Origin of the sequence: Actinomadura miaoliensis, assembly GCF_039536785.1 — a bacterium.
Classification (GTDB): Bacteria; Actinomycetota; Actinomycetes; order Streptosporangiales; family Streptosporangiaceae; genus Spirillospora; species Spirillospora miaoliensis.
On record NZ_BAAAZG010000053.1, the window covers coordinates 6,235 to 24,377 of the forward strand.

11 protein-coding genes and 2 pseudogenes are annotated in these 18,143 nt (G+C 74.1%); 7 read left to right on the forward strand and 6 right to left on the reverse strand.

All coding sequences use genetic code 11. The annotated features are described in order from the left end of the window. The 4 genes and pseudogenes from ABD811_RS34010 to ABD811_RS34025 all read right to left on the reverse strand — a co-directional run. Positions 1-1,744 (reverse strand): annotated as a pseudogene (locus ABD811_RS34010) (hypothetical protein); the annotation flags it as partial. Positions 1,745-1,809: 65 nt separating this feature from the next. After that, positions 1,810-2,832, reverse strand: coding sequence for a hemolysin family protein (locus ABD811_RS34015; protein WP_344955985.1), 1,023 nt, complete (start codon positions 2,830-2,832; stop codon positions 1,810-1,812). Next, positions 2,829-4,253: a hemolysin family protein gene (locus ABD811_RS34020; RefSeq protein ID WP_344955986.1), complete on the reverse strand. Its 1,425-nt coding sequence runs from the start codon at positions 4,251-4,253 to the stop codon at positions 2,829-2,831. Before ABD811_RS34020 ends, ABD811_RS34015 begins: the two co-directional genes overlap by 4 nt. Before the next feature lie 203 nt (positions 4,254-4,456). Then, positions 4,457-6,331, reverse strand: a complete 1,875-nt coding sequence (locus ABD811_RS34025) for a CASTOR/POLLUX-related putative ion channel (protein ID WP_344955988.1) — start codon at positions 6,329-6,331, stop codon at positions 4,457-4,459. A gap of 525 nt (positions 6,332-6,856) precedes the next feature. On the opposite strand from ABD811_RS34025, the pseudogene ABD811_RS34030 reads away from it, so the two are divergent. From ABD811_RS34030 to ABD811_RS34055, 6 genes and pseudogenes are all read left to right on the forward strand, one after another. Continuing rightward, positions 6,857-10,345, forward strand: a pseudogene (locus tag ABD811_RS34030) (molybdopterin-dependent oxidoreductase). Between the two features lies 1 nt (position 10,346). Further along, positions 10,347-11,957 carry a nitrate reductase subunit beta gene (narH, locus tag ABD811_RS34035; RefSeq protein ID WP_344955990.1) on the forward strand — a complete coding sequence of 537 codons (1,611 nt, stop codon included), beginning with the start codon at positions 10,347-10,349 and terminating at the stop codon, positions 11,955-11,957. After that, a complete protein-coding gene (gene narJ, locus ABD811_RS34040) occupies positions 11,954-12,589 on the forward strand; it encodes a nitrate reductase molybdenum cofactor assembly chaperone (protein ID WP_344955992.1) in 636 nt (211 codons plus the stop codon). The genes narH and narJ overlap by 4 nt, the downstream gene beginning before the upstream one ends. Then, on the forward strand, positions 12,586-13,344 hold the full coding sequence (gene narI / locus ABD811_RS34045) for a respiratory nitrate reductase subunit gamma (RefSeq protein WP_344955994.1): 759 nt from the start codon (positions 12,586-12,588) through the stop codon (positions 13,342-13,344). The genes narJ and narI overlap by 4 nt, the downstream gene beginning before the upstream one ends. Beyond that, positions 13,341-13,853 carry an HPP family protein gene (locus tag ABD811_RS34050; RefSeq protein WP_425549488.1) on the forward strand — a complete coding sequence of 171 codons (513 nt, stop codon included), beginning with the start codon at positions 13,341-13,343 and terminating at the stop codon, positions 13,851-13,853. Before narI ends, ABD811_RS34050 begins: the two co-directional genes overlap by 4 nt. Next, the gene (locus ABD811_RS34055) at positions 13,850-15,025 is read left to right on the forward strand and encodes a sensor histidine kinase (RefSeq protein WP_344955997.1); all 1,176 of its coding nucleotides are present in this window, start codon (positions 13,850-13,852) and stop codon (positions 15,023-15,025) included. Before ABD811_RS34050 ends, ABD811_RS34055 begins: the two co-directional genes overlap by 4 nt. Here the strand turns inward: ABD811_RS34055 and ABD811_RS34060 are convergent. Together ABD811_RS34060 and ABD811_RS34065 are read right to left on the reverse strand one after the other, a co-directional pair. Next, the gene (locus tag ABD811_RS34060) at positions 15,007-15,696 is read right to left on the reverse strand and encodes a response regulator transcription factor (protein WP_344955998.1); all 690 of its coding nucleotides are present in this window, start codon (positions 15,694-15,696) and stop codon (positions 15,007-15,009) included. The two genes, ABD811_RS34055 and ABD811_RS34060, sit on opposite strands and share 19 nt — an antisense overlap. A 307-nt stretch (positions 15,697-16,003) precedes the next feature. Continuing rightward, entirely contained in the window at positions 16,004-16,456 is a 453-nt protein-coding gene (locus tag ABD811_RS34065; protein ID WP_344956000.1) for a MarR family winged helix-turn-helix transcriptional regulator, read from the reverse strand. Positions 16,457-16,611: 155 nt separating this feature from the next. Here ABD811_RS34065 and ABD811_RS34070 point away from each other — a divergent pair, with 155 nt between their 5' ends. Further along, positions 16,612-18,063, forward strand: a complete 1,452-nt coding sequence (locus ABD811_RS34070; protein ID WP_344956002.1) for an MFS transporter — start codon at positions 16,612-16,614, stop codon at positions 18,061-18,063. The last annotated feature ends 80 nt before the right edge of the window (positions 18,064-18,143 follow it).

Here is an 18,143-nt window from a genome sequence, read left to right on the forward strand (position 1 = left end):
CGAGGGTCAGGCGGTAGCGCTGCGACAACGGCGACATGCCGTGCGGGTCGTCGGGTGTGAACACCGTCTCGGGGTCGCTCGCCCAGTACGCCCGGTCGGCGTGCGAACCTTCCTGCCCCCACCCGACCAGGAAGTCGCCGCCGACGTGGAAGACCACCCGCACGGCCGCGTCGCCGGGCACGGTGAACGCGCACTCGGCGCGTCTGCCCCGATGGTCGACGGCGATCGCGCGGTCGGCGGAGAACACCGTCAGCACGGGCCAGGTGGAGGTGACGCCCTCGATGTCGGCGCCGCCGGCGGTCAGCTCGGCCACCGCCTCGTCCAGGGCGGGCCAGCCCAGTTCGTCCGGCAGGCCGGCGCGCAGCGTGCGCAGCAGCGGGCCGGTCAGGTCCAGGGCGGCGAGCGCGTCGCCGACGCCGTCCAGCGCGGCGGCGGTCGGCGTGTCGAGCAGGTCGTCCAGGGTGGCGGCCGCCGCGTCGGCCGCGCCGAGGCCGCCGCCCGCGACCTGGTCGATCAGGCCCGTGACGCGTTCCAGGACGCTGTCGGCGATCTGGGGGGCGCCGGCCAGGCGGGTGATGGCCGTGCCGCCCGCCCGGGGGGCCTCCCGCTGCTGCCGGGCGTGCACCGTGCCCTCCAGGCGCCGGCCCAGCACGGGGTGGGCGGCCAGGGCCTTCAGGTCGCGGCGGGAGCGGTCGCCCCAGTAGTCGAGCCGCACGTCCGGGCCGGGGTCGTCGACGGCGATGCCCTCGGCCAGGCAGGCGTCCACCAGGTCGGCGTCGAAGTTGGTGTGCCGGTAGCGGCCCTCGTGCAGGCGGACGGGCGTGCCGGCGGCGCGCAGGCGCGGCGCCAGCAGCGGCAGCACCTCGTACAGCTCGTCCGGCAGCGGGTACTGCATGACCCCGCCGTAGGGTTCGCGCCGATAGGAGTACAGGTAGGTGTAGCGGCCGAGCCAGCGGGCCAGGCCGCCGTCGGGGGTGACGCGGCCGTCGGCCATCGCCTCGACGGTGCCGGTGGCGCGCAGCAGCCGCAGGAACGCGGCGCCGTCGGAGTTGGTGGGCGGGAACATGTCCACCAGCGCCTGCCGCACCCCGTCGCCGGGCGGGTACTTGGCGAACAGCTTGGCGGCGCCGTCCAGCAGCCCGTTCGGCACCTCGGTGCCCTTGGCCGCGGCCAGCACCTCGCCCAGCACGCGCGCCACGTCCTCGTCGCCCAGCCCGGCCGCCTTGGCGGACGCGCGCAGCCGCGTGTGCAGGTCCGCCGCCGGCGGGGCGCCGCCCTCGCTCCACGCCCGGACGAAACGCAGGAACTCCTCGTGCGCCCGCTCCGCCGGGAAGACGGCCGCCAGCCACTGCTGGTGGGCGCGCGTCTCCTTGCCCGCCAGCGCCCCGGCCCGGGCGAACAGCAGCGCGTTCGCCACCCTGTAGTCGAGGTCGACCGGCAGCCCGTGGGTGTTCTCGGCCTCGCGCGCCAGGCCGTAGGCCGACGCGGCGTGCCGCCAGGCGACCTTGGCGAGCCGGTGCCCCACGGTGTCCCAGAACCACGGCAGGTGCTCGGCGGGCAGGCGACGCGCGCGGCCTTTCATGTCGTCGAGGAACCGCCCGGGTTTGCCGTGGGCGCGTCCGATCCCTTGCCGGATCGTGTCGAGCAGCGTCTCGGCGTCCTTCTCCCAGGTGGGCGCGTGGGCGCGCACCCAGTCCAGGTAGAGGGTGGACGACGACGGATCGGAGGGGGGCGTCACCAGCATGCGCACGATCATGGCAGGCGCCGCCGACGGTCACCGTCGCATCGCCGCAAAGACCGGGACGGCCCTCAGGCGGCCGGGACGGGCTCGGCCGCGCGGGGGAACAGCCGCCGCAGCACGTCGGTGATGGTGACGACGCCCACGACCTTCCCGTCCTCGGTCACCAGGGCCAGCTGTTCGCTGGCCTCGCGCATCCGGGTCAGCGCCGTGTAGACCGTGGTGTCGGCCGGGACGCGGAAGGCGGGACGGGTCAGGTCGGCGATCCCGGACCACTCGGGCCGGGTCAGCGTGTCGCGCACGTGCACCACGCGCCACGCGGTGCCGGGGCCGGGCACCAGGATGCGCAGGTGCCCGGAGGCGCGGCCGGCCGCCTGCACGTCCGCCACGGTGGCGCCGGGCGGCACGGACGTCGGCGTCGCGTGCCGCTTGACCAGGTCGCCGATCCGCAGGTTCCGCAAGTCCAGGGCCTCCGACAGCTGGGCCGAGTGCACCGCGTCCAGCGCGCCCACGTTGGCCGAGTGCTCGACCAGGTGGCGCAGCGCGTCGGGGTCCTGGCCGGAGTCGACCCGGTCGGCCGCCTCGACGCCGACCCGGCGCAGGCACCGGTTGGCGCCCTCGTTGAGGGCGCGCAGCAGCGGGCGGGTCAGCCACATGAAGCCGCGCATCGGCAGCGCCAGCATCGTCGCCGACCGCTCCGGATGGGCGATCGCCCACGACTTGGGCGCCATCTCGCCGATCACCAGGTGCAGGAACGTGACGATGACCAGCGCCAGCACGAAGCCCGCCGAGTCCGCCAGCCACGGCGGCGCGCCGAGGTCGGCCAGCCACGGGGTCAGCCAGTGGTGGACGGCCGGCTTGGTGATCGCGCCGAGGGCCAGGGTGCAGAACGTGATGCCCAGCTGCGCCCCGGCCAGCAGCAGCGTCAGCTCCGACGCGCTGCGCAGGGCCGCCCGCGCCGAGCGGCTGGACGGCGCCGCGTCCTCCAGCCGGTGCCGCTTGGCCGCGATGAGCGCGAACTCCACGGCGACGAAGAACGCGCTCAGCGCGATGATCGCGATGGTGGCGGCCAGGACCGCCCACGGGTTGCTCATCGCTCCGCGCTCCCCCGCTCGCCGGCGCCCCGCAGGCCCTCGGCCGCGGCGCCGCCGGGTTCGGCGGCGGGGTCGTCGGCGGGCAGCACCCTGATCCGCAGCGACGAGGGCACGTTGTGGTCGCCGACCTCCAGGACCTCCACGTGCAGGTGCCGTCGCGGCGGCTCGTCGGTGTGGGCCAGGTCGGCGGGGTCGGGCGGCAGCTCGACGTCGAGCTCGGTGCCGGCCTCGGGCAGCGCCCCGCAGGCGGCGATCACCAGCCCGGCCATGGTCTCGTAGTCGCCCTCGGGCAGCCGGCGGTCGATGGTGCGCTCCACCTCGTCGATGTGGAAGCCGCCCGGGACGATCCAGGCGTCCCCGGCGGCGGTGGCGGCGGGCTCGACGGCGGCGTCGTGCTCGTCGGTGATCTCGCCGACCAGCTCCTCGGCCAGGTCCTCCAGGGTGACGATGCCGACGAAGCCGCCGAACTCGTCGACGACGCAGGCCAGCTCGCCGCGCTCGTCGGTCAGCCGGTCCAGCGCGGCGGGCAGCGTCATCACCGTCGGCAGCAGCGTCGGGGGCCGCATGATCGAGGAGATCGGGGCGGCGGGGTCGGACGCGGTCAGCACGTCGTCCAGGTGCGCGACCCCGGCGACGCGCTCGCGCTCGTCCACCACCGGGTACCGGGAGTGGCCGGTGCTCATCAGCCTCCTGACCTCGCCGACGGTCAGGTCGGTCTCGACGGTGTCGACCCGGGTGCGCGGGATCATCGCGTGCTCGACGTCGCGGCGCGGGAAGTCCAGGATGCGCTCCAGCAGGATCGACAGGTCCGGCGGCAGATCCCCGCTGCGGCGCGAGTCGGCGACGATGTGCTCCAGGTCCCGTTCGGTGGCCGCGTGCTCGACGTCGTGCACCGGCTCGATGCGCAGCAGCCGCAGCAGCAGGTTGGACGCCTGGTCGAAGATCCAGATCAGCCAGCCCAGGCCGCGCAGGTACAGCAGGGTGGAGCGCGCCAGCCACCGCGCGACCGGCTCGGGGCGCGCGATCGCCAGGTTCTTGGGGAACAGCTCGCCGAACAGCATCTGCACCAGCGTGGAGAACGCCAGCGCCAGCACCGTGCCGATCGCGATCCCGGCGCCGGCGGGCAGCCCGGCGCCGCCCATGAGGTCGCCGAACGCCCGGCCGATCAGCGGCTCGGCGACGTACCCGACGAGCAGGCCCGTCACCGTGATGCCCAGCTGGGCGCCCGACAGCATGAACGAGGTGCGCCGCGTCACCGTCAGCGCGCGCCCGGCGACCTGGTCGCCGGCCTCGGCGCGGGCGGCCAGCCGCGAGCGGTCCACGGCCATGTAGGCGAACTCCTGGGCCACGAAATAGCCCGTCGCCGCGGTGATCAGCAGGACGACCGCGACCCCGGCGAGCAGGGACAGGACGGTGATCAACGGCGGCCCGTCCCGGGCTCGTGGGCGGCGCGGGCGGAGGGATGGTGGTCGTCCATGTGTCTCTCTGGTCGGTGGATGGGCCCGTTTCTCATACTACGGGTGTAATTTCGTTGCCCACGCAACCGCCCGCACGTCAGGGCGGCGAACAGCCCGACGCCTCGGCGGGCGGCCCGGGCCGGGCCCCGCTCGGCCCGCTCTCCGGGCTACTTCTCGGCGAGGACGATCACCGTGTCGTCGGCGGCCAGCGTCAGCGGCGCGGTCTTGTCGGGGTTGAGCACGACGCCGTAGCCGGGCGGCTGGTGGAACTGGGCGCGCAGCCGGTAGCCGAGGGCGGTCTCGTCGCGGCGCCGGGCCGCCTCGATGACGGTGGCGAAGTTGGCCACGGCGCCGGGACGCAGGTACCCGGCCGCGGGCCGCAGGTAGATCTCCGAGCCCTCGGGGTCGAGCAGGTCCATGTAGACCTCGTGCAGGTGCCGGTCCTCGCTGAGCTGGGTGAGCACCTGGTTGATCAGCTTGTCGCTGACCACGAAGTCGTCGGCCTCGGTGACCTGGGCGATCTCCCGGTTGGCGTCGTCGTTGATCTCGCTGACGATGGAGTAGGGGGCGCCGGGGCCGTCCTCCATGTCCCGCAGGTGCAGCAGGGTGACCAGGGTGCGGGCGTCGGCGTGGTCGGGGGCGTGCCCGGCGTCGGCCAGCACGATGACGTGCTGGAAGGAGCCGGCGTCCAGGCGTTCCAGCGACGCGCGGTCGGTGGGGTCGCAGCGGGAGAAGCCGACGGTGAGGTTGGCCAGGCCCGGCAGCGCGGGCGTCGGGTCGGGCCGGTCGGCGGCGACGTGCACCGCCGAGCCCGGCTCGACGAAGTCGTCCAGCAGCTCGAGGATCTTGGGGGCCCGGTGGTTCCAGCCGAGCACCAGGGTGCGTTCGGGCGCGGTGTGCACGGGGGTGGGGGTGCCCAGCGCGTCCTCGACGACGGGCGGCGGCGCCGTCGCCAGCTCGATCATCGTGTTGTCCTCGGCGAGCAGTATCAACTCGTCGTCCGGGGCGATGACGGTGCCGGTGGGCGGGTTCAGCGACACCTCGCCGTCGGCGTGCCGCAGGCCGATGGGCACGCCGAGCCGGTAGGCGAACAGCGCCTCCCCGTAGGTGGTCCCGGTGAGCGCCGGCTCCGGGCGGATGTACAGCTCGTGGCCCCTGAAGTCGAGCAGCTCGGTGAACACCGCCGACAGGCCGGACTGGCGGTGCGACTGCACGATGAGCCGGATCGCCATGTCGTCGGCGTCGATCACGTGCGCGTCGGGACCGCCGGCCAGCCGGGCCGCGGCCAGGTTGGCCGAGTCGTGCACGGCGGCCACCACGTGCGGGCGCCGCTCGGCCCACTCCCGGGCGCCCAGCGACAGCAGCACCTTCAGCACGTGCACGTCCGGGTCGTCGACCGGCGGCGACACCACCACGATCGAGCGCGCCGTGCCGGGGCTGACCAGGTCCAGGTCGGCGACCTTGAGCGGGTTGCCGTGCCGGCAGATCACCCGGGTGCGGCCGGTGTCGCCGACCCGGGCCCGGATGGCGTCCTCCATGTCCACCCGGTCCATGTCGGCCAGGACCGCCACGCACGAGCCGCGCCGGCTCCGGTTGGCCTCGGACAGCTCGGCGATCACCGTGAACACCTGGTCGGACCAGCCGAGCAGTACCGTGTGGTCGCGTTCGATGATCCGGGAGCGGCCCTTGCGCAGCTCGGCGATCTTGCCTTCCAGGCCGGTGGTGATCACACCGATCAGGGCGCTGACGATGAAGATCCCGCCGACCGTCACCGTCAGCATCATGGCCAGGTAGGGGGCGCTGCCCTCGTCGTCGCCCATCGTCCCTGGGTCGAGCGTGCGCAGCAGGCTGCGCCACAGCACCCCCGGCCAGTGCCCGTTCTCGTCGGAGTCACGGGGGGCGAGCAGCACCGCGGCCGTCGCCACGGCCAGGACCAGCGCCCCGGACGCCAGGCCGAGCCAGCCGATCAGCGCCGGCGTGCCCTTCGACATGGTGTTGTCGAACCAGTAGCGGAGGCGCTCCCGCGTGGTCGCTCGCTTCACTCGTCTCCCCGGCCGTCCGGGCCCGCGCATCGCCGGCCCGCGCGAACTCCTGTGCGATCGGGCAACCTTTCGTCACCTACGACACTTGTAACAGAAACGCCGGGCGCGATGCGCCGTCCCCCCGGACGCACAGGCACATACACCCCGTTTTGATCACCTGACACCTTATCGCCACCGGCCTCGCGAGCCCCTCTGGCCAGGCGCACCCACCGCGCTCGCCGCCCGGGCGGGCCCGAGCCGATCGGCCGGCGCGCCGGACGCGGGCGCCGCCGCGCCCGGCCGGCTTTTCGGACGCCCCTTCGACCGTCTCGCGGATGCGCCCCGCGAGCGGAGGTTAGAGGAGCGTAAAGAAGGTTGACGTGAATGGTCAGAAGGCGTGAGATTCCTTGAGGACGAACTCGCCCGGTGCGTTCGCCGGGGAGGGCATCGATTCGGCTTTTCGCCGCTCGGCCCGGCCGGTGTGGCCTGTCGTAACCCTGGGCGAGTTGCGCGCCCAGGAAGGGAGACGCCGCATTGGCCACACGCATGGGTCGCCGGGAATGGGAACGGGTCGCGGCCGAACGGCTGCTGAAAGCCGGACGATTTCTGCGCCGCACGGAGACGACCGCGGATCTGCGCGCGGTGTACCGGGCCGACCAGAGCGTCAACGACCTGCCCTACCGGGAACGCTGGGCGCACGACCGGGTGGTGCGCTCCACGCACGGGGTGAACTGCACGGGCTCCTGCTCGTGGAAGGTGTACGTCAAGGACGGGCTCATCACCTGGGAGACGCAGCAGACCGACTATCCGAGCGTCGGCCCCGACCGGCCCGAGTACGAGCCGCGCGGCTGCCCGCGCGGCGCGTCGTTCTCCTGGTACACCTACTCCCCGACGCGCATCCGGTATCCGCACGCGCGGGGCGTGCTGCTGACGATGTACCGGGAGGCGCGGGCGCGGCTGGGCGATCCGGTGGCGGCCTGGGCGGAGATCACCGAGGATCCGCGGAAACGGCGGCGCTACCAGGGCGCACGCGGCCGCGGCGGCCTGGTGCGGGTCGGCTGGGACGAGGCCCTGGAGATCGCGGCCGCCGCGCACGTCCACACGATCGCCCGGTACGGTCCGGACCGGGTGGCCGGGTTCTCCCCCATTCCGGCGATGTCGATGGCCTCGCACGCGGTCGGCGCGCGCTTCATGTCGCTGATCGGCGCGCCGATGCTGTCGTTCTACGACTGGTACGCCGACCTGCCGATCGCCTCGCCGCAGGTGTTCGGCGACCAGACCGACGTGCCGGAGTCCGCGGACTGGTGGGACGCCTCGTATCTGGTGCTGTGGGGTTCCAACGTGCCGGTGACGCGCACGCCGGACGCGCACTGGATGGCCGAGGCGCGTTATCGCGGGCAGAAGGTGGTGGTGGTTTCCCCGGATTATTCGGACGCCACGAAATTCGCCGACGAGTGGCTGCATCCGCATCCGGGAACGGACGCGGCGATGGCCATGGCGATGGGCCATGTCATCCTCACCGAGTTCTTCGTCCGCCGCCCCGTCCCGTATTTCACCGAATACGTCAAGAAGTTCACCGATCTGCCGTTCCTGGTGTCGCTCGTCCCGGGAAAGGACGGGGAGTTGACGCCCGGGCCGTTCGTCACCGCCGCCGACCTCGGTCTGGACACCGGCACCGCGGAGGAGTCCCGGCGGTGGCAGCCGGTGCTCGTGGACGACCGCACGGGCGACCCCGTGGCGCCGGACGGCACGCTGGGCCACCGCTGGGACGAGCGGAGCACCGGGCGCTGGACCCTGGACCTCGGCGACGTCGACCCGCGGCTGTCACTGCTCGGCGACGCGGCGGAGACCGCCCAGGTGGTGCTGCCGCGCTTCGACGTCGAGGACGGCCGGGTGCGGCGCGGCGTGCCGGTCCGGCGGCTGGACGGCCTGCTGGTCACGACCGTCTTCGACCTGCTCCTGGCGCAGTACGGGGTGCGCCGCGACGGGCTGCCGGGGAGCTGGCCCACCGGGTACGACGACGCGTCGCAGCCGTGCACCCCGGCCTGGCAGGAGGGCATCACCTCCGTCCCGGCGGGCCGCGTCACCCGGATCGCCCGCGAGTTCGCGGCCAGCGCCGAGCGCACCGGCGGCCGGGCGATGATCGTCATGGGCGCGGGGACGAACCACTGATACGAGCGGTTCTCGGCCGGCGCGCTGTCGTCCCCGACCGGGCGGGGGCTGTTCGCGGGGCGGCACACCGCCGACCTGGTGGCGCAGTCCGCGCGGCTGGGCTGGATGCCGTTCTACCCGACGCTGGCGGCCAACCCGCTGGAGCTGGGCCGCCGGATCGCCGCGGCCGGGGCCGATCCCGGGCGGTGGGTGGCGGCGGAACTGGCGGCCGGGCGGCTGTCGTTCGCCTGCGCCGATCCCGACGCGCCGGAGAACTGGCCGCGTGTGCTGACGGTGTGGCGCGCCAACCTGATCGGCTCGTCGGCCAAGGGCAACGAGTACTTCCTGCGTCACCTGCTCGGCGCCGCCGACAACGCCACCACACCGCCCGCCGGGCCCGGGACGCGGCCGGCGGAGGTGGCCTGGCGGGACGACGAGCCGCGCGGCAAGCTCGACCTGCTGCTGGCGCTGGACTTCCGGATGACGTCCACCACGCTGTACGCCGACCTGGTGCTGCCCGCCGCGACCTGGTACGAGAAGCACGACCTGTCCAGCACCGACATGCACCCGTACGTGCACGCCTTCTCCCCCGCGATCATCCCGCCGTGGCAGGCCCGCACCGACTTCGACATCTTCCACGGCCTGGCCCGCAGGCTCGGCGAGCTGGCCGCCGGACGCCTGGACACCGCCCACGACCTGGTCGCGACCGCCGCGCTGCACGACACCCCCGGCGAGCTGGCCACGCCCGGCGGACGGGTCCGCGACTGGGCGGCGGGCACGCCGGACGCGCCGCCGCCCGAGCCCGGCCGCAACCTGCCGGCCTTCACCCTCGTGGAGCGCGACTACACCGCCGTCGCCGACCGGCTGGCCGCGCTGGGACCGCTGGTGGAGCGGGAGGGCATGACGGTCAAGGGCGTCACCGTCCACCCCGACGCCGAGGCCGGGTGGCTGGCGGCCCGGTGCGGCACAGCCGCCGGCGGCGCGGCGCGGGGACGTCCCCTGCTGGACACCGACGTCAAGCTCTGCGAGGCGATCCTGGCGCTGTCGGGCACCACCAACGGGCGGATCGCCGCCGAGGGGTTCGCGCGGCTCGCCGAGCGGTGCGGCCCGTCGTCGGGGCTGGCCGAGCTGGGCGCGTCGGTCGCCGAACGCCGCGTGGTGTTCGGCGACACCCAGGACCGTCCCGTGCAGGTCGGGGCGAGCTTCGAATGGTCGGGCAAGGAGGGCCCGGACCGCCGCTACTCCCCGTTCACCCTCAACACCGAGCACGCCAAGCCCTGGCACACTCTCACCGGACGCCAGCACTTCTACCTGGAGCACGACTGGATCGCCGAGTGCGGCGAGCAGCTGCCGGTGTACCGGCCGCCGCTGGACATGGCCGCGCTGGGCGAGTTCCGCGACGGCGCGGCCGCGCCGGGCGACGGCCGGTCGGTGACGGTCCGGTACGTCACGCCGCACTCCAAGTGGTCGATCCACTCCGAGTACCAGGAGAACCTGCTGATGCAGACGCTGGCGCGCGGCGGGCCGGTGATCTGGATCAGCGTGCCGGACGCCGAGGCGATCGGCGTCGCCGACAACGACTGGATCGAGGCGGTCAACGGCAACGGCGTGGTGGTCGCGCGGGCGGTCGTCTCGCACCGGATGCCCGCGGGCACCGTCTTCATGTACCACGTGCAGGAACGCCTGGTGAACGTGCCCCGGTCGCAGGCCACCGGACGCCGCGGCGGCGTGCACAACGCGCTCACCAAGCTGCTGATCAAACCGACGCATCTCATCGGCGGCCACGCGCAGCTGTCGTTCGCGCCGAACTACTACGGCCCCACCGGCAACCAGCGGGACGCGGTCACCGTGATCCGCCGGCGCTCCCAGGAGGTGAGCTACTGACATGCGGGTGATGGCGCAGATCGCGATGGTGATGAACCTGGACAAGTGCATCGGGTGCCACACCTGCTCGGTGACGTGCAAGCAGACGTGGACCAACCGGGCCGGCACCGAGTACGCCTGGTTCAACAACGTCGAGACCCGTCCCGGGCAGGGCTATCCGCGCGGCCACGAGGACCAGGACAGGTGGAAGGGCGGCTGGACGCTGCGGCACGGGCGGCTCGTGCCGCGCGGCGGAGGCCGGATCCGCCGGTTCGCCCGGCTGTTCGCCAACCCGGAAATGCCGTCGCTGGACGACTACTACCAGCCCTGGACCTACGACTACGGGAACCTGACCGCCGCGCCGCTGGGCGACGAGCCGCCCACCGCGCCGCCGCGTTCCCTCATCGACGGCGAGCCGACCGCGGTGACGTGGGGGCCGAACTGGGACGACGACCTGGGCGGCGGTCCGGCCGGGCTGGCCGGCGACCCGGTGCTGCGCAGGATCGGCGACGGCGTCCGCCTGGAGTACGAGCGGGCGTTCATGTTCTACCTGCCGCGCATCTGCGAGCACTGCCTCAACCCGTCGTGCGTGGCGGCCTGCCCGTCCGGGGCGCTGTACAAGCGGATCGAGGACGGGATCGTGCTGGTCGACCAGGACCGCTGCCGCGGCTGGCGGATGTGCGTGTCGGGCTGCCCGTACAAGAAGGTCTACTTCAACCACCGCACCGGCAAGGCCGAGAAGTGCACGCTGTGCTATCCGCGGATCGAGGCGGGCGAGCCGACCGTCTGCTCGGAGACGTGCGTGGGGCGGCTGCGCTACCTCGGCGTGATCCTTTACGACCCGGACCGGGTGGGGCGCGCCGCCGCCGTCCCCGACGAGAAGGACCTGTACCCGGCGCAGCTGGGGTGCTTCCTGGACCCGCACGACCCGGCGGTGGCCGCGGCGGCCGAGGCCTGCGGGGTGCCGCACGACTGGGTCGAGGCGGCGCGGCGGTCGCCGGTGCACGCGCTGATCAGCCGTTACCGGGTGGCGCTTCCGCTGCATCCGGAGTACCGGACGATGCCGATGGTCTGGTACGTGCCGCCGCTGTCGCCGATCGTGGACGCGCTGGCGGACACCGGTCACGACGGCGAGGACGCCGGCAACCTGTTCGGCGCGATCGAGGCGCTGCGCATCCCGGTGTCCTACCTGGCCGAGCTGTTCACCGCCGGCGACCCGGAGCCGGTCGAGGCGGCGCTGCGCCGCCTGGCGGCGATGCGCTCGCACATGCGCCGCGTCAACCTGGGCGAGCCGCGCGACCCGGGGATCGCCGAGAGCGTCGGCATGGACGTGCGCGGCATGGAGGAGATGTACCGGTTGCTGGCGCTGGCCAAGTACGACGAGCGGTACGTCATCCCCACCGCCTACGACGGGCGTCCGGCCGGCGACGGGTTCCCCTCCGGCGGGTGCAGCCTGGACGATCCCGGCGGCCCGGGGATGCTGGAGCCCGCCGCCGCGTTCCACGTCCCGCCCGCCCGTCCGCCGGCGCGTGCCGCCGACGACCGGCTGCGCGGGCGGGTCAACCTGCTGAACTGGAACGGACGCGGCCGTCCCGCCGGGCTGTTCCCCGCACGTCCGGAGGACCAACAGTGATCAAACCGATCGTGTGGCAGTCGGCCTCGCTGCTGCTGAACTATCCCGGCCCCGGCTGGGCTCGTACGGTGCCGCTGGTGACGGACGCGCTGGGCCGGGTGACGGGCCCGGCCGCGGACGCGGTGCGCCGCTTCGTCCGGCAGACCCGGGACGTGGAGCCGCTGGAGCCGCAGGCCCGCTACGTCGCCACGTTCGACCGCAGCCGCCGCCGCACGCTCTACATGACGTACTACACCGACGGGGACACGCGCTCTCGGGGCGCGTCGCTGGCGGCGCTCAAGGCGCGCTACCGGTCGGCCGGGTGGGCGCCGGAGGAGGCGGAGCTGCCGGACTTCCTGCCGGTGATGCTGGAGTTCGCCGCGCGCTGCCCGGCGGCGGGCGGGGAGCTGCTGGCCGAGCACCGCGCGGGGCTGGAACTGCTGCGGCGGGGACTGCACGACCACGGCAGTTCCTACGCGCTGCTGGTGGACGCCGTCCGCGCCACCCTGCCGGCGCCGGGCCGCGCCGAGCGCCGCGCCGTGCGGTCGGCGGCGCGCACCGGGCCGCCCGCCGAGACGGTCGGCCTGGACGGGGCGCCCGAAGTGCCGGCCTTCGGCGACCCGATCGCCGCGGCGGAGGGAGCGCGCCGGTGAACCATGTGCGGGTCGCCGTGTGGGGGGTGCTTCCCTACATGGTGCTGGTGCTGTTCGCCGCCGGGACGGTCTGGCGGTTCCGGCACGACCGCTTCGGCATCACGACGAGGTCCACGCAACTGCACGAGAGCAGGCTGCTGCGGATCGGCAGCCCGCTGTTCCACGCCGGCCTGTTCTTCGTGATCGGCGGGCATGTGGTCGGGCTGCTGGTCCCGGAGAGCTGGACCGAGCACGCGCACATGTCGGAGTCGCTGTACCGGCTCAACGCGCTGACGGTGGGCGGCACTGCCGGGCTGGCGGCCGCGGTGGGGCTCGGCGTCCTGGTGTGGCGGCGCGTGCGGGTCCGGGCGGTGCGCAGGTCCACCCGGCGGGACGACCGCGTGCTGTACCCGGTGCTCGCCGCGGCGCTGCTGGCGGGGCTCGCCGCGACGCTGCTGGGGCCCGCGACGGGGGACTACGACTACCGGCTGGGCGTGTCGGTGTGGTTCCGCAGCCTGTTCGCGCTCGACCCGGACGTGGCGGCGATGGCGGACGCCCCGTTCGTCTTCCAGGCGCACGCGCTGCTCGGCATGGCATTGTTCGCGTTGTGGCCGTTCAGCCGTCTCGTGCACGCGTTCGCCGCGCCGCTGGGTTACGCGGTCCGGCCCTACGTCGTCTACCGGTCACGCGGGGCGGGCCCGGGGCCGCGCGCCCAGGGGCCGGGGGCGTCCGGCGGCCACTGGTCCGTGCCCGAGTCACGCGCCGCCCGCCGATGAGGGTGTCCGCCACCGCCGTCACCACGGTGCTCCTGGCGGGCGTGTGCATCGGCGTGCCCGCGGCCCTGGCGTGCTGGACGCACCGGCCGCTGGTGTTCCCCTCGCTCGGCCCGACCATCTACCTGGCGCTGACCGGCCCGACCACGGAACCGGCGTGCCCGCGCAACACCCTGCTCGGGCACCTGGTCAGCGCCACGGCGGGCTACGCGGCCCTGGCGTGCGCGGGACTCACCCGCACCCCGCCGGACCTGACCCACCCGGACGGGCGCCGCGTCCTCGCCGTCGCGATCGCCCTCGGCCTGACCTGCGCCGGGATGGCGGCGCCGTGGACCCGCCACCCGCCGGGCGGGGCCACCACGCTGATCGTCGCCCTGGGGCTGCTGCGCACCCCGGCGCAGCTGCTGGACCTCATGGCGGCGATCGCGCTGACCAGCGCGCTGCTGGTCGTGCTGAACCGGCTCGTCGGAAGGCCCTACCCGGTGTGGCGGCCGTTCGCGGAGTGCACATGAAGGCGATGGACACGAGCGCGTCCCTGGGACGGTCCCTGCTGGCCAGTGTGGGGCTCGTCGTCGGGGTGGTGCTGCTGGCGGCGATCCCGCTGTCCCTGGTGACCCGGCACCTGTACCGGGACGAGGCCGTGCTGCGGCTGGAACGCCAGGCCACCGCCCTGGAGACGGCCGCCCGCGCCGTGGAGTCCCCGCGGTCGCTCACCGCGCCGAACTCCGCGGTCGGGTTCTACGGGTACGGCGGCCGGCGGCTCGCCGGGACCGGCCCCGCACGTTCGCCCCTGGCGGCGGCGACCTACGACGGGCACTCCCACGAGGCGGTGGAGAGCGGGCAGCTGGCGATCGCGATGCCGGTGACGGCCGCCCGCGTGATGCGGGTGAGCGTTCCGTACGCGCCCGTGGCGCGCCGGACGGAGCGCGCCTGGACGCTGATCTGGGCGACCGCGCTGTCCCTGGTGCTGGCGGCGCTGGTGCTGACCCGCCGCGCCGTCCGGGCCGCCCGCCGTCTGGACCATGCCTTCGCGCGGGAACGCCGGTACGGCGAGCACGTCGCGCACCAGCTGCGCACCCCGCTGACCTCGATGCTGATCGGGCTGGAGGCCGCGCTGGAACGTCCGGGGGCCGACCTGGGCGCGGTGATCCGGACCGCCGTGCGGCGCGGGCACCGCCTCGCCGACACCGTCGACGACATGCTGCTGCTGGCGCGGGGACGGCAGGTGCGCGAGCTGCTCGACGTCCGGCATCTGCTGGACGGCGTCCGCGACGTCTGGCTGCCGCAGGCCGAGCGGGCCGGGCGGCGGCTGACCGTCCACGTCCCCGCCCGGTTCCCCCGGGTCCGCGCCGCGCGCGCCGCGGTCGTGCAGATCCTGAACGTGCTGGTGGACAACGCGCTCGCCCACGGGCGGGGCGACATCACCTTGACGGCGCGCCACCGCGGCCCCGTCGTGGCGATCGACGTCGCGGACCGCGGCGTCGCCGGCCACCGCCGCGCCGCGCCCGCCGGGCACGGGATCGGGCTGGCGCTGGCGCGCGCCCTGGCCGAGGCCGAGGGCGGACGGCTGCTCGCGCGGACGGACGGGCCGACCGCCTACACCGTCGAGATCCCGGTGTGCGCGCAGCCCCTGGCGTGCCGCGGCGCGGTTCCCGAGACGACGGCTCAGAGCCCGGCCACGTAACCGTAGCCGCGGCCGCGCACCGCGACGATCCGCCCGGACTTTAGCCCGGCGGCGGCGAGCCGGCGGCGCAGCGCGGAGACGTGCACGTCGAGCGTCTTGCGGTCGCCGAACCAGCCGGGGCCCCACACCTCGCGCATCAGCTCCGCGCGGGGCACCACGCGACCGGCCCGGGACGCCAGCGCCAGCAGCAGGTCGAACTCGCGCGGGCGCAGGGCGACCTCCTGGGCGCCGACGAACGCCCGGCGCGCCTCCGGCTCCAGCCGCAGCGCGCCGACGACCAGCGCCTCCACCTCGGCCCGCTGCGGGCGGCGGCGCAGTTGCGCGCGGGTGCGCGCCAGCAGTTCGCGCAGGCGGAACGGCTTGGTGACGTAGTCGTCGGCGCCGACGTCCAGCGCGGTGACCACGTCCCGTTCCTGGGAGCGGGCGGTGAGCACCACGATCGCGGTGCCGGGCAGCCGCCGCCGCAGCACCGAGCACAGCTCCACCCCGTCGACGTCGGGCAGGCCGAGGTCCAGCAGGATCAGTTCGGGGGGCCGCCGGTCGACCATGGCCACCGCCGCGCCGCCGGTTCCGGCCAGGCTGGCGGTGTATCCCTGCTCGGTCAACGCGGTGACCAGCTCGGATCCGATTTCCGGATCATCCTCGATCACCAGCAGTCGCGCGCCGGACACCCCCTCATCGTACGTGCGGCCGCGCCGGCGCAGGCGGCGGCGCGGCGACGGCGGCGCGCCCGCCGGGCGACGTCCCGGTGACGCGCCGGTGGGCCGGCAACGGAGCGGCGGCGGGGCGGCGGATCACCATTTGAAATCAGCGGCGTTGCGCGGCGGCTGCCGCACGTTCACGATCAGCGCAGAGCATTGCGGCCGCAACTCTCACGGCGCAGGCGTCGCCACGTCAAGCCCCACCCCGGGTCGGCGGCGCCTGCCCCGGCGCCCGTGCGGGCGCCGCCGGGATGCCCCGTCACTGGGGCGCGGGAGGTCAGGGGCGGGGCCAGGGGCGTCCGCCGAGACGTTCGATGTCGGTGTTGAACCGCTTGAGGTAGCCGGCGAAGGCGGCGAGGTCCTCGGGCGTCCAGTCGGCCAGCACCTTGTCCAGGCTGCGGACGATGTGGTCGCGGTCCTCGTCGAGCCGGCGCTCGCCCTCGGGCGTGATGCGGAACTTGCGGGCCATCCCCCCGTCGGGGTCGGGGATGCGCTCGACCAGCCCGGCGCGCGTCATGGCGGCGGTCTGCCGGTTGAGGGTGGAGACGTCCAGGTCGAACGCCTCGCTGAGCTGCCGGATGGACATCGGGCCCTCCATGCGGATACGGCTCAGCAGCAGATAGGCGCTGCGTTCGAGCAGGCCGCTGTCGCGCTGGGCGCGGCGTGCGGCCAGGCTGTGCCGTGACAGCAGCATGGTCTCGAACTCGATCATGTGCGTGGGCCTGTCCATGCCTTCATTCTCCTGGCCTGCGCACAACCGCCCGCATCCGCCCTTCCCAGCGCACGCGGCGACCCCCCGCGCCGTGATGTGCATCATACACACCTTGTGCATGACACACATTATATGTACCGTACACATTGCTATTGATCGGAAAGGAGAACCACGTGGAGAACTCCACGTCGGCCCCCCGCTCCGGCGGGATAGTCAGCGTGCTGGCGGTGGCGGGGATCGTCGCCTCGCTCATGCAGACCCTGGTGGTCCCGCTGATCGGCGAGCTGCCGCACATCCTGCACACCAGCCCGGCCAACGCCTCGTGGGTGGTCACCGCCACGCTGCTGGCGGGCGCGGTGACCACGCCGGTGATCGGGCGGCTGGGCGACCTGTACGGCAAGCGCCGCATCCTGCTGGCCTGCTCGGTGCCGCTGATCGCGGGCTCGGTGGTCTGCGCGCTGGCCGGGTCGCTGGCCCCCATGGTCGCCGGGCGGCTGCTGCAGGGCATGGGGATGGGCATGATCCCGCTGGGCATCAGCGCGCTGCGCGACCTGATGCCGCCGGAGAAACTGGGTTCGTCGATCGCGCTGGTCAGCTCGTCGCTGGGCATCGGCGGCGCGCTCGGCCTGCCGTTCGCGGCGGCGGTCGCCGAGCAGACCAGCTGGCGCGTGCTGTTCTGGACCGCGGCCGGGCTGAGCGTGCTGGTCGCGGTGATGATGTGGCTGCTGGTGCCCGCCACGCCGGTGCGCGCCGCCGGACGCTTCGATCCCGTCGGCGCCCTCGGCCTCGGCGTCGGGCTGGTGTGCCTGCTGCTGGGGGTGTCCAAGGGCGCCGACTGGGGCTGGACGAGCGGCACCGTCCTCGGCCTGCTGGCCGCCGCGGTGGTCGTGCTGGCGGTCTGGGGCTGGTGGGAGCTGCGGACCGCGGACCCGCTGGTCGACCTGCGCGTCACCGCGCGGCGCCCGGTGCTGCTGACCAACGCCGCCTCGGTGGTCGTCGGCTTCTCCATGTACGCGCAGTCGCTGATCATTCCGCAGCTGCTGCAGCTGCCCGAGGCCACCGGCTACGGGCTGGGCCAGTCGATGCTGGCGGCCGGTCTGTGGATGGCCCCCTCCGGCCTGATGATGATGCTGGTCTCGCCGCTGGGCGCCCGGCTGTCGGCCGCCCGCAGCCCCAAGTTCACCCTGGTCGCCGGGGCCCTGGTCATCGCGCTCGGCTACGGGTCGTCGACGCTGTTCATGGGGTCGACGTGGGGCCTGCTGGTCGTCACCTGCCTGTGCAGCATGGGCGTGGGGCTGGCGTACGGGGCCATGCCCGCGCTGATCATGGGCGCGGTGCCGGTGTCGGAGACCGCGTCGGCCAACAGCTTCAACACGCTGATGCGCTCGATCGGCACGTCGGTGTCGGCGGCGGTGGTCGGTGTCGTGCTGGCGCAGATGACGGTGAACCTGGGCGGGCGCGTCCTGCCGTCCGAGGACGGGTTCCGCGCCGGCATGCTGATCGGCTGCGGCGTCGCGGTCCTGGCTGCGGCGATCGCGCTGACCATCCCGACCCGCTCGTCCGGCCGGTCCTCCTCCCCGCACGAGAAGGCCCCGGCGGAGCCGTCGGCCGCGCCCGCGAGCTGACCCGCCGCGCTTCACGTCCACCGGCCGACGGCCCTGCGTCCCCATCGGGCGCAGGGCCGTCGGCCTCGCCCGGAACCGGG